Genomic DNA, 14253 nt, shown 5'->3' on the forward strand with positions numbered 1-14253 from the left:
ATGTGCCGCTGCGGCGGGTCCTGCCCTCGAAAGCGTGTCGACTCAGTCGGTTTCCCAGGAGAAACCGTCCGGATCGGTGAAGGCGCCGGCGTTGCTGCGGATGACGATTCGATGGGCGCCGGTGCCGTCGGGGGAGACGCCCGCGTCCTTGGCGAGGGCGCGGCGCCCGTAGAGCGCGAGCTTGACCTTCGGACCGGTGGCGAACTCGACGTACTTGCGTCCGAAGCTTCTCGTCACTTCCAGACCGTGGTCGAGGTAGAACTGCTTGCCGGCTTTGACATCTCCGACTCCGAGGAGCAGCACGAGGTCCTCGAAGTGCCGGGTGGCCGGTCCCTTGTTCTTCTTCGACGACGTCGCGACTTTCCACAGGGCGCCGTCGGGGCCCTGTACGACGCCGCCATACCCCCAGAGGCTCTTCTTGGCCGGTGAGATCGTGGCGCCGCCGTTGTCGAGGGCGGCCTGGATGTAGGCGTCGACGATGTTCGGCTGGGACACGACGAGTGAGAGAGTGAAACCGCGGAAGCCGGTGGTCGGTGCGTCCGCGTCCCGGGCAGTGATGTGGGCATCGACGCCGAGTGCGGTGTGGAAGGCCTTCGCGGCGGTGGGCTCGGGAGTGTCGAGGGTGAGACTATTGATGGTGATCATGTCAGCGCTCCTCCTTGATCTCGTCGATGCGGATGAGGTTTCCTGCGGGATCGCGGACGGCGCAGTCACGGATGCCGTACGGCTGGTCGATCGGCTCCTGGACGATTTCGGTGTCGCTCGCCGCGAGCTGGGCGAAGGTTGCGTCCAGGTCGGGGGTGGCCAATGTGAGGATGGCGTAGGTCCCCTTGGCCATCATCTCGGTGATGGTGCGGCGCTCCTCGTCGGTGATCCCGGGATCGGCCGCCGGTGGGTGCAGAACGAGGGAGGTACCGGGCTGGTCCGGGTGTCCCACGGTGATCCAGTGCATCCCGTTGTAACCCACGTCTTTGCGGACTTCGAACCCGAGGATGTCGCGGTAGAAGGCCAGCGAGGCCTCGTGGTCGGTGTGCGGAAGGAAGGCCGAGTGAATGGTGATGTTCATGTGAGTGACGTTAATGCGGCCCGCGATGAGACGCTTCTCGATTCCTGACCGGTCTGCGAACGCTCAGATTTCTGACGGAACCGCGCTCCTTGCTTCGCCCCGTGAGTCGAGCGTCGAGGTGGCCTGGCGGTTCGGCCACCACACCGCGTCCCCGACGAGCGTGAACAGCGCCGGGATGACGAGTGTTCGCACCACGAACGTGTCGAGGAGGATGCCGAGCCCGACGACGATGCCCAGCTGGGTCAGTGTGATCAGCGGCAGCACACCGAGGACGGCGAACACGGCGGCGAGTACTATTCCGGCACTGGTGATGACGCCGCCGGTCGCGGCAACAGCCCGCACGATCGCGGCCCGCGTGCCGCGCCCCGGGGTTTCCTCCCGGGCCCGGGTGACGAGGAAGATGCTGTAGTCGACACCGAGTGCCACGAGGAACAGGAACGCGAACAGCGGAACGGTGTCGTCGAGCGCAGGGAACCCGAAGATGCGCGTGCTCACCCAGCTGCCCAGCCCGAGCGCCGCGACCGCGCTGAGTACCGTCGTCCCGACGAGGACCAGCGGTGCGACCACGGCCCGCAGGAGCACTACGAGCACGGCCAGGACCACGAGAAGGATCGCCGGAATGACGATCACCTGGTCCCGGAGGGCGGCGTCCCGCTTGTCCAGCGCCTGGGCGTCGCTGCCACCGACGAGCGCATCCGCACCGTCGATGTCGGCCAAGGCTGCCCTGATGGTGTCGATGGTCGCGAAGGACTCCTCCGTTGCAGGTGGTGCGTCGAGTACGACGGCCCATCGCGTCAAACCGGTGCTCGACCGGCCGGCCTCGCTCACCGACACGACCCCTTCGGCGTCGGCGAGAACCCGCTGTACGGCGTCGGTCGCTTCCGTGCGGGCGACCACGGTGGTGGGGTCGGAGAGCCCCGACGGAAAATGAGCAGCGAGAGTGTCCAAGCCGTCGACAGATTCCGCTGCGACCCGGAACTGTTCGGTTTGGGACAGCCCGACGTGGGTGCCGATCAACCCCGCCGCACAGACCCCGAGCGCCATAATCGACACAATTGCGGTGCGTCGCGGGTGTCGTGCTACCGCGGAGGCGACCCGGAACCAGGCGCCGTGCGTGGTGTTGTCCGGGTCGCCCACACGGGGCACGAACGGCCAGAACAATCGCTTTCCGCTGAGTGCGAGAGCGGGCGGGAGGACCAGCAGCACGAAGATGAGCGCTACCAGCAGGCCGGCGGCCGCGAGCACACCCAGGCTGCGGGTACTGGGAATGGTCGCCAACAGCAGGGTCAGTAGGGCAAGTACCACAGTGACATTGGACGCGACGATCGCCGGTCCGGCCCGGCGCACGGCGTGGCGCAAGGCGACCCGGTGGTCCGGCTCCGCGCGGAGTTCCTCCCGGTAGCGGGAGATGAGGAGTAGCGCGTAGTTAGTTCCGGCACCGAAAACCAGCACGCTCGTGATGCCGGACGTCGACCCGTCGAAGGTCAGCCCGGTCAGTTCGGCCACGGCAGTACCGACGGTCGACGCAACCCGATCGGCGAAGCCGACCACGGCGAGTGGCACGAGCCAGAGGATCGGTGAGCGGTAGGTGACGATCAGCAGGACCGCGACGACAAGCGCAGTGACCGCGAGCAACGTGACATTCGCGCCCGAGAACGAGTCGGCGATGTCAGCGCCGAATGCCGGACCTCCCGTCACCTGCGCCAAAAGCCCCGGCGGTAGCGAGTCGGTGGCCGCCGCCCGCAGTTCGGCGACGCGATCGTTCAACGCGAAACCTGAGAGTTCCGAATCGGCGGGAACCTGTCCGATCACCGCTCTGCCGTCCGGTGACGGGATGAGTGCCGGTCCTGGGCTCGGTTCGAGGGTGCGGTCGACACCGAGCATCCGGTTCCGAGCCGCGTCGAACGCGGCAAGGTCTGCGTCGGTCAACACGCCGCCGTCGGCACGACTGCCGACGAGAATCGCCGGTGTCACCCCCGATTCGGGAAAGTCGGTGAGGAGGCCGTCCACCTCGGCCGATTCCGCAGACGCGGGCAGGGAGGCCGGTGACTGTCCCGCGGCGTCGTTGCCACCGACGAGCGCCATGAAGGCGCCGGCCAAGACAAGGACGGTGAGGGCCACTGCCCACGACCGCTGTCCGGTCACGGCGGAGGCGAGTCGATCCCGGATAGCGAGAGAACGGTGTTCTGTCGGTGCATGCCCATCGGTGTTCACCGTTCGAATATTTCAGAAACTGAATAGTTAAGCAACTGAGAGAAGTGGAGAGGATAGGCTGTCGGCCGACCGCTGAGAGGGCCTAGAGATGACAGACGACATGCCGGACAGTGCTCGTCCCGACGCGAGAGCGAGACTGGAAGCAGACATTTCGGCAGATGTCCGCGCGATGACCGTGGCGTCGGAGCAGATCGGACGCACTTTCGGTGCGCTGCACGATCTCAGCCCCAACGACTTCCAGGCGCTGATGCACGTCATGGTCGCCGACACCAATGGCACGCCGCTGACCGCCGGGGAACTGGGGAGCCTGCTCGGGCTGTCGTCGGCGGCGGTGACCTATCTGGTGGAGCGCATGCTGTCGTCAGGGCATATTCGGCGGGAGGCAGACCCGTCGGACCGCCGGAAAGTCATCCTGCGTTACGACGACCACGGGCTGGAAGTAGCCCGCGAGTTCTTCGCCCCACTCGGACAGCGCACGGCGCGTGCCCTGCGGGACGTCCCCGATGCCGACCTGGCTGCTGCCCACCGCGTGTTCGCAGTGCTGATCGACTCGATGCAGAGCCACTATGAGGATCTCGGTGGAAAGAACATCCGACACCTGACCGCGCGCCGGACCACCTGAGAAGTCCGTGACGTGGATAGTCTCATGCAATGAAGACCCCGCCGCTGCTGCGTTCGCCAGTGTTGCGTGTGTCGGTGTGGTCATCGATGGGGGTGGCTGTGGTCTTCGGCGCCACGGCATGTATCGGAGCTGTCGACCGTGCTGAATTCGACGCGGATATGCGAGCCCGGGGCGGGGGTATGACCTCGGCCCTCGTCGGCGACGGTTTAGCAGCGCTCGCCGTTCGCTACGGCGTCGCAGAAGTGCAGGTGACAAATCTGGACATCGCGCCGGTCGAGCAGTTGGCTGTCACCGTCCGCGATCCGGCGAACCCCGATCAGCTCGACCAGTACACCTTCGATGGTGAGAATGTGAGTGAGCCCGGTCCAGTGGTGGTCTCTGCGCTGGAAGACCTGGATGCGCGCGCATTCACCCTCGACGACGTTCCGGCATTGGGTCGAGTCGAGCATCTGGTAGACGAAGCCCTCTCCCGCAGCGGTCTCGAGGGCGGTCAGGTAGTCGGCATCTCGGTGACCAGGGCTGGCGGAATTTCGCCGACAGCGATGGTCGAGTCGCCGCGGTCGCGGTCGGTGGTCGTGTTCGATGCCGACGGAGCGGTGGTCGGGGTGCATCCGCTATGACCGAGCCGGTGGAACTGGGTGTAGATCCACAACCTCGGAAGCGCCGTGCGGCCAAGCCGCTCCTGTTGTGGGGAATCGGCATTACGGTGAGCGTCGGCTTCCTCACCCTGATCTCTTCGCTGATCTGGCCGGGACAAGCCGTCTACCTTGCGCCTGTGTTCTGCGAACAGCCCGGACACGACGCGGTCGTCGTGTCGGATACCTATTCCACCGGGGACGGTCGGTCCACCAATGTCACCCTGTACTGCGTGGGAGAACGGGGGCAGACGACCGACAACGGATGGCTGCAACCCTTCCTCCTGATGTGGGCCGCCTACCTGGTGGTGGTCACGGTAGTCGTCGCGGTGGTGTTCATCGCAGCGAAGGGGCGATCGGTGTCAGAGAAATTGTGACGCCGGCCGGTCCGGAAAGGTCGAATTCAGCTTCGAATAAGACTGTCGGACAGGGACTTCTCGTACGACGCCCGCTTTGCCGGTTCGCACCGGTACTGCCCCGTCGCGGTATGTCGGAAGCGGTTGCCGTCTGCGCTGACGGTTTGGCCGCAGTAACGGCATTCGTGACCGCGTACGCCCAATCGGATCGTCTCGGCGGTGGGGTAGGTGTTGACGGTCATGGTTCTCGTTCTTCGCTGTGGTCTGTTCAGTGGGCGATGTGGACTGTTCGGGGGGCAGGACGTCGATCACGCATATTCGGCGGCGACCCCGGAAGTGCCGAACTGGGCGGTCCGGGTCAGGGCTTGCCAGACGACGTCGTAACGCTTGACGGTCATCTCGTCCGCGTCGGCCAGGAGGCTGTCGAGAAGGGATCGCGGATCGTCCTGCCACGCCTGCCGGGCGTGCGCGACCACGCGGTTGGTGAACAGCCCCGATTGGGCGAGTGCGAACGTCCATTCGTCGAGGTCGCCGGAATGGATTCGCTCGACGGTGTCATAGTCGAATCCCTCCGCGACGAAGTCGCGAGCGAACGTCGCGGTGACATAGTCACCGCAGGTAAGCGGTTCTGCCTTCATGGTGCGGGACCTCTCCTGCAATCGACGCGGTTCCGGAAGCCGCCGGGTGACGCGTGTGTGACAAGTCACAGACTGCCACCGGGTGCGGCTACGCCACATCGGCCGGATGGCCCGTGGGTATACCTATTTTTCGTCTCCCGGTACCTTCCCCGGGGGCCGCAGGCAGCGGAGTCCGTGTCGCCCCCACCGCCCCGTCTACCCCTTCGACCTGCGGAAAGCCGGTTCTAGGGCTGTGCAACCACGATGTTCCCGCCGGAATCCGTGCACGTGATGCTGTATCCAGTCGCCGCGGAGTGTGGGTCTCCCCTTGTTCGGCATTTCCATCCGTCGACGTCGTACACCGCGTCCGTCGCGTCGGGGGCGGTGAAGTACCTGTTGAGCATGGCATGAGCAGCGTCGCAGCGGATCGTTCCCTTCACGATGACGACCGTTGCGGGTTCGCCTGTCGACGGGTAGACGACGCGGCCACACTGATTCGATCCGCCTTCCAACTGGGGAAGAGGAGGTGCGGTCGGCTCGGTAGGCGTGATCTGCGGTGGGCCGGCGTCGGGGGCGCCCGGTATCGGGGTGAACTCGAACTTGTAGCCGCCGGTCGAGATGGTGAATCCCTGATTCGTTGCGTCCTCTCTGCACGAGACGCCCGAGAACTGCACATTGCAGGTGAAGCCGTCGGCAGACAAGGTCGACCCGTAGGGGAGGACGTTGGGGTTTCCGGGAAAGAGAGGCTGGTTCGCGGTCTGGAAGCTCGGTCCCTTCGCGGCTTCGATGGCGACGATGTTTGCCTCGGCGGAGGGCCCGGGGGCCTGGACGGGGATTTGTAACGGGCCGGGAACTCCTGGAGGCGTCGCCGGCGTGTGAGACGCGCAGGCGACCATCCCGTTCGCCGGGGTGATCGCGCAGAGCCATTTTCCTGACGGGGTGACGAAGCCGTAGGCGACACTCGGGTCCCCGCCGGCATACTGCTCCAGGTCGACACCGCTCGTGTCGCGCTCCTCGGCTGCCGGCGGTTCGCCCGAGGTGCCGACCTCTGGGGCCGCCCCGCTCGCCACCACCGTCGACGCGCTCGGTGACGACGAGTCCGCGTCTCGACTCCCTGATCCCGCGAGCAGCAGCGCGGAGGCGACGGCAATCGTTACCAGTGCCACCGTGCGTCCGGGCGGAATCAACTCCATACGACGCACCCCTCCTCTGATCGCCCTCGGTCTCGTCTCAACCAGTTGAGATGTTCCCACGGATGCACCTGTGCCGAGTGATATCGAGAGAAGGCAGCAGGGGTAACCCGCCGATGACCGTGGGCGCCGAACCGGGTGTTTCCGCGAAACGTCACCTGAAGGGCAATGCGGCATCGGGCGGAGGAGGTCACTTTCGACTTGGTCGCTCGTCCAGACCTTCGGTACCAGAGTCGCTTTCGTATCAGGCGTCAGTTCACGCCTTCGGCTTCTCATCGTCCGGGATCTCGCACAGATTCGGAATCTCTTGAAGGAGAGGCAAAGCTGACCCGCGATCGGTTCACGTATGGCAGTACGGCCAGGCGATGGTTCGAGGTGCTTGTCGCCGTGTATCTCGGATGAGTAACGGGATGTTCCGGGAGTGCGTATCGGTGTTCCGGGAGCGCGGATGAGAGTTAAATTGACTCTCACAGGCATATGGGAGTTCGACAGCGAGTAAGCCCAGCTCAAGGTCCGCCGCCGCCCGCCCGGTTCTGTTCCAACCCGTGCGGGAGGCATAGCGTTTCGGGGTGCGCGATGATCGAAGTGGTGTCAGGGCTCCTCGCGGGGAGAGGCGAGCCCGTCGTGGTCGGGTCCGTACCTCCTGAACGACAAGATGAGGACGCACGTGGTACCGGCGTCTCACTCCGAAGGCTGCTCGGGATTGCGGCGTTGACCCCGGCGCAGGCGTCGTGGCTCATCACCGATGCGCTCGACCAGCTCGAGCTGGCGCGCAGCAGGGGCCGCCTACCGATCCTGTTCCGAGAAGATGCCGTCACAGTGTTCGAAGAAGGAAAGCTCACGATCGAGTTCACCGGGCGTGCGGCGTCCTGGCGCGAGATCAGCGATGCGATTGCCGACCTGTTGAGAAGCATCGCGGCGAACTGCCGCGGGTCCGCACTGGTTGAGCGGATACACGAATCAATCACAGAAGCAACAGATCTCGACGATGTGATGCAACGAGTTCGTCGGGCAATCGCACCTGACATCGACCCGGCCGACGAAGAAAGGACGCGGCGACAACTCGGCGCGCTGGTCTCCTCCACGCTGGGGCGCCAACTATCGGACGGCCGTGAGACAGGGGAGGAACGGACCCCACGGGGCCGCCGGCCGGGGGCTGCCGGGGCATCACTTGCCACCGGCGACTGGTTTCCACCGGTTCGAAGTCCGTGGCACCGCAGAAAGAGACGGCTCTCGCGTCGCCGTGGTGCGCTGGGTCTCATCGCGATCGTGGTGCTCGCCGGAGCGCTGTGGACGGCGCCGCGGGTGTGGTCGGAATTGCGTCGCGGCTGGGATGCCGTTCTGAATCCGGTGAATCCGTCGGACCAGAATCAGATCGCCCCGGTATCGCCACCGCCACCCGAACCCACCGGCGATCCGGGTTCACCGGCACCGGGGGGACAGCGTGCGGAACCGATATCGGTGGAGGTCGGGGCCCCCGCCAGTGCGGGGATCATCACCTTGGTTACCGCCACACTCGCCAACGGAGAATGCACGTCGGGACGTGCGTGCGACATCAGGGTCGACATTCATCTCGCCTCGGCCCCGAATGAAGGCACCGTGGTCTGGAAGCTGAATGTGTACGACCGATGCTCGGGCGAGGTGCGGACGGGCAAGGAGGTGTCGCTCCACGTCCCACCCGGCGCACAACAGGTATACGGCATCGGCCGGACAGATCTGCCCCCCAGCACCGCCCTCGCCGTCGCTGCGGTCACGAGTTTCCCCGCGACGGCCGCCTCGGAGCCGGTGCTGATGCCTGCCGAGAACGCATCCTGCTGAGCATCGGGGAGCGGTGAGACATGCATGAAGACAAGCGGGAATCGGATCCCTGGATCGTCACGGCAGCGGTCGTCCTCGTGGTGCTCGGACTGCTCAATCTGACGTCGACGGGGATGACCTCGCACGCCGTTCGCCATGCCCTCTTCGCTGCAGCCGGACTCGGATTGATGCGCGTCGCTTCTCGCCTGCGGATGGGTGACCTGCGAGCATTCGGCTGGGCGATATTCACTGTCACCACCGCGATGCTGGCTGCCGTCCCACTCGCCGGGGTCGCGACCAAAGGCGCCCAGCGCTGGCTCGACTTCGGCATATTCACCATTCAACCGTCCGAACTGGCCAAGCTGGCTGTAATTCTGGTGGCGGCGGGGTTGCTTGCTGCGGGGTTCACACTCGGCCGCTTCGTTGCGACGCTGGCGGTCGTGGGAATCCCCGTGGCGCTGGTCGCACTGCAGCCCGACCTGTCGACTGCCGTCGTCCTCGTGGTGACCGCGGGATTCATGCTCGTCCTGGCGCGGGTTCCGCTGTTGCCGTTGTTGCCGTTGTTCATGCTGGGAATCGCCTCGTTGCCACTCGCCGTGCTCTTTCTCCGGCCGTACCAGCTCGAACGGGTCCATGTGTTCCTGTCGAGCAATGCCGACCCGAGCGGGGCGGGGTGGGCCGAAATGCAGGCGAACATCGCGATCGGTAGCGGCGGGTTGTGGGGCCTTTCGCGTGACCCGCTCTTCGAGGTGCGTGCCGAATACCTTCCCGAATCGGAACACGACCTGGCGTTCGCGAGCCTGGTGTATGGATGGGGCTTGATCGCCGGAATCGCTGTCGTGGTGGCGAGTTCGGTCATCGTGTGGCGGGCTGCACTTGCAGCCAGAACGGCACGGACGAGGGAAGCGGCACTCGTCGCAGCGGGCGTCGGTGGACTGTTCGGGATTCACGCACTCGTGTCGATCGGTGCGAGTCTCTCCTTGCTGCCGCACAACGGCATGCCGATTCCGCTGTTCAGCTACGGAGGCACTGCGGCGATCGTCGGCTTCGTGGCCGTCGGACTGGTGCTCGCCGTGCGTAGGGACGGCGTAGCACGACCGCTCTGGGCGCCGGAGCCCCGACGGCGCCGCCGGCCGAGAGGGCTGTCCGTCGGCGCCGTGACCGTCACTGCGCTGCTCGTCGCGATGTCCTTGTTCACCTGGCAGCTGCAGCACGACCGGGGCGCGGACCTACGTGCGATGAGCGACCAGCAGATGATGCGCTGTATCCGCCTGCCGGCCGAGCGCGGTCTCGTCGTCGATCGCAATGGTGTTCCCCTCGCAGTGAACGTTGCGGAGTATGCCGTAGCGGTGGTCGCCCGGATGTTCGACGAGAACGACGCCGGTTCCCGCCGCCGTCTCGCCTCAGTGCTCGGTATCTCGCCGGAGGAGGTGACGAGCGTCGTGCGGGAACGTGGCGAGGGCGAACAGGACGTCGTCGTGGGGACAGTCGCCCCCGAAGTCGCTCGGCGCGTTGTGGATGCTCGTCTGCCCGGGGTTCTCGTGGTGCCTTCCGGTCGCCGGCACTATCCGTACGGCGCGGTGCTCGCCTCCGTCCTCGGACACGTCGGGGTGGCCGACGAGCAGGACATGGAACGCTGGCCGCACCTTGCCCTCGGATCGCGGGTCGGCAAGGCGGGACTCGAGAAGCAGTACGATGCCCTGCTGCGCGGCAGCGACGGCAAACAGTGCGTCTACGTGGATCCCTCCGGGCATCCCGTCGCCACCGGGGAGCGAGTAGACCCTGTACGAGGGCATGACCTGCGGTTGCACCTCGACGTCGGCGTGCAGAACCTTGCTACGGATGCGCTCACCGAGGCGATGCGTAAGAGCAGGGGCGACCTCGGCGCTGCCATCGTGATGGATGCGCGCAACGGGGCAGTGCTGGCGATGGCCAGCGTTCCCGGATTCGACAACAACGTCTACGGCCCCCCGGCCGACCTCGTTGCCCTGACGGCTCAGGCCCAGACCCCGGGCCCGAGCCCGTTACTGAACAACGTGACCCAGACCGCAGTGCCGCCCGGTTCGACATTCAAGATCGTCGTCGCCGCGGCGAATACGCAGTACCCGGTCCTGGCGCCGGAGACCGTGATCGAAACCGGTGCCGCCTATACATACGGCGGGCACACCTTTCGGAACTGGCAACCGATGGGCCCCCACAATCTGCTCCAGGCCATCCAGTGGTCGGACAACGTCTACTTCTACAAGCTCGGCGAACTCCTCGGTCCCGAGAACATCGCCGCAGTGGCCGACCAACTCGGTGTCGGCCGACGATCCGGGATCGACCTTCCCGGCGAGGCCGAGGGCTTCCTCGGAACCCCGGCCAATGTCGGAAGTATCGGCGCCACTTGGTATCCCGGATCTACGCTTCTGATGGGAATCGGCCAAGGCACCGTCACTGCCACCCCGATACAGGTGGCGCGCTGGACGTCGGGGATTGCGACGGGTGCGATGGTCACCCCCCAGCTCGCAGCAGGGTACGGGCCGGACGTCGTCCCCATCCCGACAGCGGAACCTGTGCGATTGCCCTTCGCAGACAGACTCGACCCGGTGCGGGCCGGGATGCGGGCTTCCGCGGCGGCCGGCACGGCCGGACAGCTTGCGGAACTGCCGGTGCCGGCGGGTGCAAAGACGGGTACGGCCGAGGATCCGTCGGCGCCCGGCGAAGGACTCAACGCCTGGTTTTCCGCGGTCGCACCCTTCGACGCTCCCCAGATCGTGGTGTCGGTGCTGGTTCGTGGCGGTGGTTTCGGGTCCGCGACCTCCGGGCCCGTCGTCAAGAAAATCCTCGAGCACTACTTCCCACGGCCGCCCGGCGTGCTGCCGATTCGGTGATCAATTGCTGTACGCGGCCACGACCTCGGGGTGCTCCAAGCATGCCGTAGCGCCTTCGGCGACGCAGGTGAGCGGCCGCTCGGCCGTCTTCACCGGGAATCCGAAGGCCTGTTCCAGCATCTCCGACACACCACGCAGCATCGACCCACCGCCGATGGCGAGCACACCTTCCGCCATCACGTCGCCGATCGCCTGGGCGGGAAGGTCCTCCAGGCATTCGGTCAGCGTCTGGACGATCCCCGACATAGTCGGGCGTAAGGCATCGGCTACTTCCTCGGTTTCGAGCGTGACCAGACGTGCGCGGCCGGTCACGGCGTCGCGGCCTTCCACGACGAGTGACTGTCCGTCCTCGGTGTCGGGCGCGCCCACCTTCGCTCGTTCGGCCGTGAGTTCACCGACGATGATGTTGTGCTCGGCCCGTAGGTATTGGTAGAGCGCGTGCGTGAGTTCGTCCCCGGCGAGCCGGCAACTGCGATGCGAGAGAATGCCACCGAAACAAATCGCCGTGACTTCCGAAGTGCCACCGCCGATATCCACAACGAGGTGGGCGCGCGGCTCGAGCGGGTTGATACCGCAGCCGAGTGCTCCCGCGACAGGTTCCGGTATCAAACCGACCTTCCGCAGACCCGCCTCGTGCCCGACCTCCAGCAGAGCGCGGCGTTCGAGGGGTGTGGCGCCCGCGGGGACCGCGATGACACCCTTCGGTCGCACGCCGTACGGCCTGTGTGGGGAAGCCCGTTTGATGACGGCGCTGACGAACGTGCGGGCGGTTTCCAGGTCGACGATCGCCCCGTTGTGCATCGGACGCACCTGCGTGATGCCGATGGGAGTGCGGCCGACGAGGCTGCGAGCATCGTGGCCGATGGCGAGAGCACGGTGTGGTTCCTTGGTGCGAACGAGCATGAATGACGGCTCGTTCAAGACGACACCCTCTTCCGGTGTGCCGACGACAGTATTGGCAGTTCCGAGATCGATACCCAGTCCACGCACGTCGGCCTCCGAAAGGGATTCGAGCGAGATGATCTAGATGCTACTCAGGGCCATCGACTCGCGGGCGGATATCGCGGTGACTCACGGTCGATTCCGGCTTCTGCACTCGAGCGACACTCACACGACACCGAGGGGTCTGTTGGACGAGCGGCCAAGTGCTCGGGAGTCCACGATCGACGGCTGACCGACGTGCCGTCCGGAAAGTGTTGGTAGAGCGGTCGAGACGGTATCAGGCACTGATCCGCTCGTCCCCTCCCTCATCGCCCTCGGCGTGGTGAGGATGTGGCGGCACCACTGCGTCGGTGTCGATGCTGGTCGGCCCTCTTCCGGGACGCCTCCGGCTCGTGCGCGTGGCCGACCGCTCGGAGGAGGTCATGTTGGAGCCGGAGATAGGTGGCAAGCCACCGGTCGTCGACCGGTTCGTCGCGCAGATATGCCGTGAGGGCCGCGCTGTTGTGGTCAGCGTCCAACCACCTCCGCAGCTCGATGGTGCGATCCTGGACGGATTGCAGCAATTTGTGCTGTGGAACGGGCATTGGGTCTGCTCCTCTGGCTCAGAAGCTATTCCATAGTGGGAAAAGGCTGTTCGCGGTTGCGGTAACGACCTCCGGCAACCCATCGCGCTTCGTCCGGTAGCCATTGTGCTCGATGCGGTTGCCCGTTCGTGAGCGTTTCCCATTTCCGAAACTTCGGCAACCGCGAACCGCACAACCCTTGGCAGAAATACGTGTCTGTTGAAGTCGGTTGTCCAGCTCCCGCCGACGAAAGAAAGGAGGAGGTTATTCGCTCCTTCCAGGGCCGAGCGTCAATCGCGTCGTGTCTGGCGAGTGGGCGGCGCCGACCACACGCCGCGGGGATCCCCATCGTCTTCGTAGCGGTCGATCCGGACGATGCTTGCCACGGATTCGGTCGGCCTATGGGTCTCGTTGATCGCCTGGAAGTCTGATTCGAAGGTTCTGTCGCTCGAGCTTCCGTCGCGAAGAGTCACCTTGTACTTCGGCATGGTCAGGAATATGCCACCGCCGGCGTAGTGGCGCACCATGAACAGGAGAATTCGAGAAGGCCACCCGCGGTGACGACCCGAGTCCTCACCGAACACCGGCAGAACGCGAGAGGAACTCGGCGTCCGGGCCCGAGGAGTAATTCAGGCAGATGCGGGTATCCGATGTCTGTGCTGCCGCGCGACCTCGGACGGCGAACCCGCGACAGCCAGTCCCTCCGGCCGCCTGACCCCTTCGGCCGGAGGGATGCCATCTCGACCCGATTCTCGTCGAGGGAAGCGGCGTGCGCGGCGTCAGTGCGCTCGCGTACTCGGGGACTCGGGGTATTCGGAGGTTGCGGCGTATTCGGAGGTTGCGGCGACAACTGTCGCCAGACGCACTGGCGAGGCATACCCCAGACAGGGGTTCGGCCGGGAATGCTCTCACATTCTCGGCCGGATCTCTGCTTCACGAGTCTTTCACCGTTGCCGATTACTATCTCGATCCGCAGTTCTCAATATACGCGCGTGTACCCATGCACCGCAATGCCCAATGTGCTCGAAAGAGGCTGGCGCTCGAACAGGCCGGCGATCACGAGAGAGGCGGACCAGCGGGTCGGGCCGACCATGGCAGCGGCTCGGCTACCACTGGTGTGGTGAGTCGAGCTGCTGTCGTTCTTCGTATATGCCCGGCGTTGTCAGCCGATGCCGATGCCGCCGCCGAATGTGACGCTCAACCACTTCAAGAAAGCGTCGAAGGCGACACTGAAGTCGATACCTGCAGAACCCATCTGAAGTCACTCCTCACCTTTGTTGTATTTCCACGGGATCGGTTGATCCACGCTTAACTCGAATATCGACCAGACTTTCCGCAACGTTTCACCGGGCGGAAAGAATTTTTTGTTTCGAATTGA

The 14253-nt window shown here is 65.3% G+C and carries 13 protein-coding genes; 5 read left to right on the forward strand and 8 right to left on the reverse strand.

What is annotated here, in order from left to right:
- Nucleotides 1–42: 42 nt before the first annotated feature.
- From R4P95_RS09430 to R4P95_RS09440, 3 genes are all read right to left on the reverse strand, one after another.
- Nucleotides 43–645: a glyoxalase gene (locus R4P95_RS09430; protein ID WP_213571939.1), complete on the reverse strand. Its 603-nt coding sequence runs from the start codon at nucleotides 643–645 to the stop codon at nucleotides 43–45.
- 1 nt (nucleotide 646) lies between these two features.
- Nucleotides 647–1066, reverse strand: a complete 420-nt coding sequence (locus R4P95_RS09435) for a VOC family protein (RefSeq protein ID WP_317745012.1) — start codon at nucleotides 1064–1066, stop codon at nucleotides 647–649.
- 63 nt (nucleotides 1067–1129) lie between these two features.
- Entirely contained in the window at nucleotides 1130–3151 is a 2022-nt protein-coding gene (locus tag R4P95_RS09440; RefSeq protein WP_317745134.1) for an MMPL family transporter, read from the reverse strand.
- Nucleotides 3152–3368: 217 nt separating this feature from the next.
- Here R4P95_RS09440 and R4P95_RS09445 point away from each other — a divergent pair, with 217 nt between their 5' ends.
- Genes R4P95_RS09445 through R4P95_RS09455 form a run of 3 tightly spaced genes read left to right on the forward strand, consistent with a single transcriptional unit; the run spans nucleotide 3369 to nucleotide 4914 of the window.
- The gene (locus R4P95_RS09445; RefSeq protein WP_244373330.1) at nucleotides 3369–3902 is read left to right on the forward strand and encodes a MarR family winged helix-turn-helix transcriptional regulator; all 534 of its coding nucleotides are present in this window, start codon (nucleotides 3369–3371) and stop codon (nucleotides 3900–3902) included.
- Between the two features lie 29 nt (nucleotides 3903–3931).
- The gene (locus R4P95_RS09450; protein ID WP_213571940.1) at nucleotides 3932–4522 is read left to right on the forward strand and encodes a hypothetical protein; all 591 of its coding nucleotides are present in this window, start codon (nucleotides 3932–3934) and stop codon (nucleotides 4520–4522) included.
- Nucleotides 4519–4914 (forward strand): hypothetical protein, encoded by a 396-nt coding sequence (locus R4P95_RS09455; protein WP_317745011.1) that lies wholly within the window; start codon nucleotides 4519–4521, stop codon nucleotides 4912–4914. Before R4P95_RS09450 ends, R4P95_RS09455 begins: the two co-directional genes overlap by 4 nt.
- A 287-nt stretch (nucleotides 4915–5201) precedes the next feature.
- Here R4P95_RS09455 and R4P95_RS09460 read toward each other — a convergent pair whose 3' ends face one another.
- Both R4P95_RS09460 and R4P95_RS09465 read right to left on the reverse strand, forming a co-directional pair.
- Nucleotides 5202–5531 (reverse strand): hypothetical protein, encoded by a 330-nt coding sequence (locus R4P95_RS09460; protein WP_109330336.1) that lies wholly within the window; start codon nucleotides 5529–5531, stop codon nucleotides 5202–5204.
- A gap of 224 nt (nucleotides 5532–5755) precedes the next feature.
- The gene (locus tag R4P95_RS09465) at nucleotides 5756–6703 is read right to left on the reverse strand and encodes a hypothetical protein (RefSeq protein WP_317745010.1); all 948 of its coding nucleotides are present in this window, start codon (nucleotides 6701–6703) and stop codon (nucleotides 5756–5758) included.
- A 708-nt stretch (nucleotides 6704–7411) separates the two neighbouring features.
- Here R4P95_RS09465 and R4P95_RS09470 point away from each other — a divergent pair.
- Together R4P95_RS09470 and R4P95_RS09475 are read left to right on the forward strand one after the other, a co-directional pair.
- A complete protein-coding gene (locus R4P95_RS09470) occupies nucleotides 7412–8518 on the forward strand; it encodes a hypothetical protein (RefSeq protein ID WP_397517637.1) in 1107 nt (368 codons plus the stop codon).
- A 20-nt stretch (nucleotides 8519–8538) separates the two neighbouring features.
- Nucleotides 8539–11370: an FtsW/RodA/SpoVE family cell cycle protein gene (locus R4P95_RS09475; protein WP_317745008.1), complete on the forward strand. Its 2832-nt coding sequence runs from the start codon at nucleotides 8539–8541 to the stop codon at nucleotides 11368–11370.
- Here R4P95_RS09475 and R4P95_RS09480 read toward each other — a convergent pair whose 3' ends face one another.
- From R4P95_RS09480 to R4P95_RS09490, 3 genes are all read right to left on the reverse strand, one after another.
- On the reverse strand, nucleotides 11371–12360 hold the full coding sequence (locus R4P95_RS09480) for a rod shape-determining protein (protein ID WP_213577954.1): 990 nt from the start codon (nucleotides 12358–12360) through the stop codon (nucleotides 11371–11373).
- A 257-nt stretch (nucleotides 12361–12617) separates the two neighbouring features.
- Nucleotides 12618–12896, reverse strand: a complete 279-nt coding sequence (locus R4P95_RS09485) for a hypothetical protein (RefSeq protein WP_236603156.1) — start codon at nucleotides 12894–12896, stop codon at nucleotides 12618–12620.
- Nucleotides 12897–13165: 269 nt separating this feature from the next.
- Nucleotides 13166–13402 (reverse strand): hypothetical protein, encoded by a 237-nt coding sequence (locus R4P95_RS09490; RefSeq protein WP_249353719.1) that lies wholly within the window; start codon nucleotides 13400–13402, stop codon nucleotides 13166–13168.
- Nucleotides 13403–14253: the final 851 nt, after the last annotated feature.

This window comes from Rhodococcus sp. IEGM 27, from assembly GCF_033142305.1.
GTDB lineage: Bacteria > Actinomycetota > Actinomycetes > Mycobacteriales > Mycobacteriaceae > Rhodococcus_F > Rhodococcus_F oxybenzonivorans.

Excerpts from the sequence above, each read along its gene's own strand:
- R4P95_RS09430 (WP_213571939.1), bottom strand. The coding sequence starts at position 645 with ATGATCACCATCAATAGTCTCACCCTCGACACTCCCGAGCCCACCGCC.
- R4P95_RS09435 (WP_317745012.1), bottom strand. The coding sequence starts at position 1,066 with ATGAACATCACCATTCACTCGGCCTTCCTTCCGCACACCGACCACGAG.
- R4P95_RS09440 (WP_317745134.1), bottom strand. The coding sequence starts at position 3,151 with ATGGCGCTCGTCGGTGGCAACGACGCCGCGGGACAGTCACCGGCCTCC.
- R4P95_RS09445 (WP_244373330.1), top strand. The coding sequence starts at position 3,369 with ATGACAGACGACATGCCGGACAGTGCTCGTCCCGACGCGAGAGCGAGA.
- R4P95_RS09450 (WP_213571940.1), top strand. The coding sequence starts at position 3,932 with ATGAAGACCCCGCCGCTGCTGCGTTCGCCAGTGTTGCGTGTGTCGGTG.
- R4P95_RS09455 (WP_317745011.1), top strand. The coding sequence starts at position 4,519 with ATGACCGAGCCGGTGGAACTGGGTGTAGATCCACAACCTCGGAAGCGC.
- R4P95_RS09460 (WP_109330336.1), bottom strand. The coding sequence starts at position 5,531 with ATGAAGGCAGAACCGCTTACCTGCGGTGACTATGTCACCGCGACGTTC.
- R4P95_RS09465 (WP_317745010.1), bottom strand. The coding sequence starts at position 6,703 with ATGGAGTTGATTCCGCCCGGACGCACGGTGGCACTGGTAACGATTGCC.
- R4P95_RS09475 (WP_317745008.1), top strand. The coding sequence starts at position 8,539 with ATGCATGAAGACAAGCGGGAATCGGATCCCTGGATCGTCACGGCAGCG.
- R4P95_RS09485 (WP_236603156.1), bottom strand. The coding sequence starts at position 12,896 with ATGCCCGTTCCACAGCACAAATTGCTGCAATCCGTCCAGGATCGCACC.
- R4P95_RS09490 (WP_249353719.1), bottom strand. The coding sequence starts at position 13,402 with ATGGTGCGCCACTACGCCGGCGGTGGCATATTCCTGACCATGCCGAAG.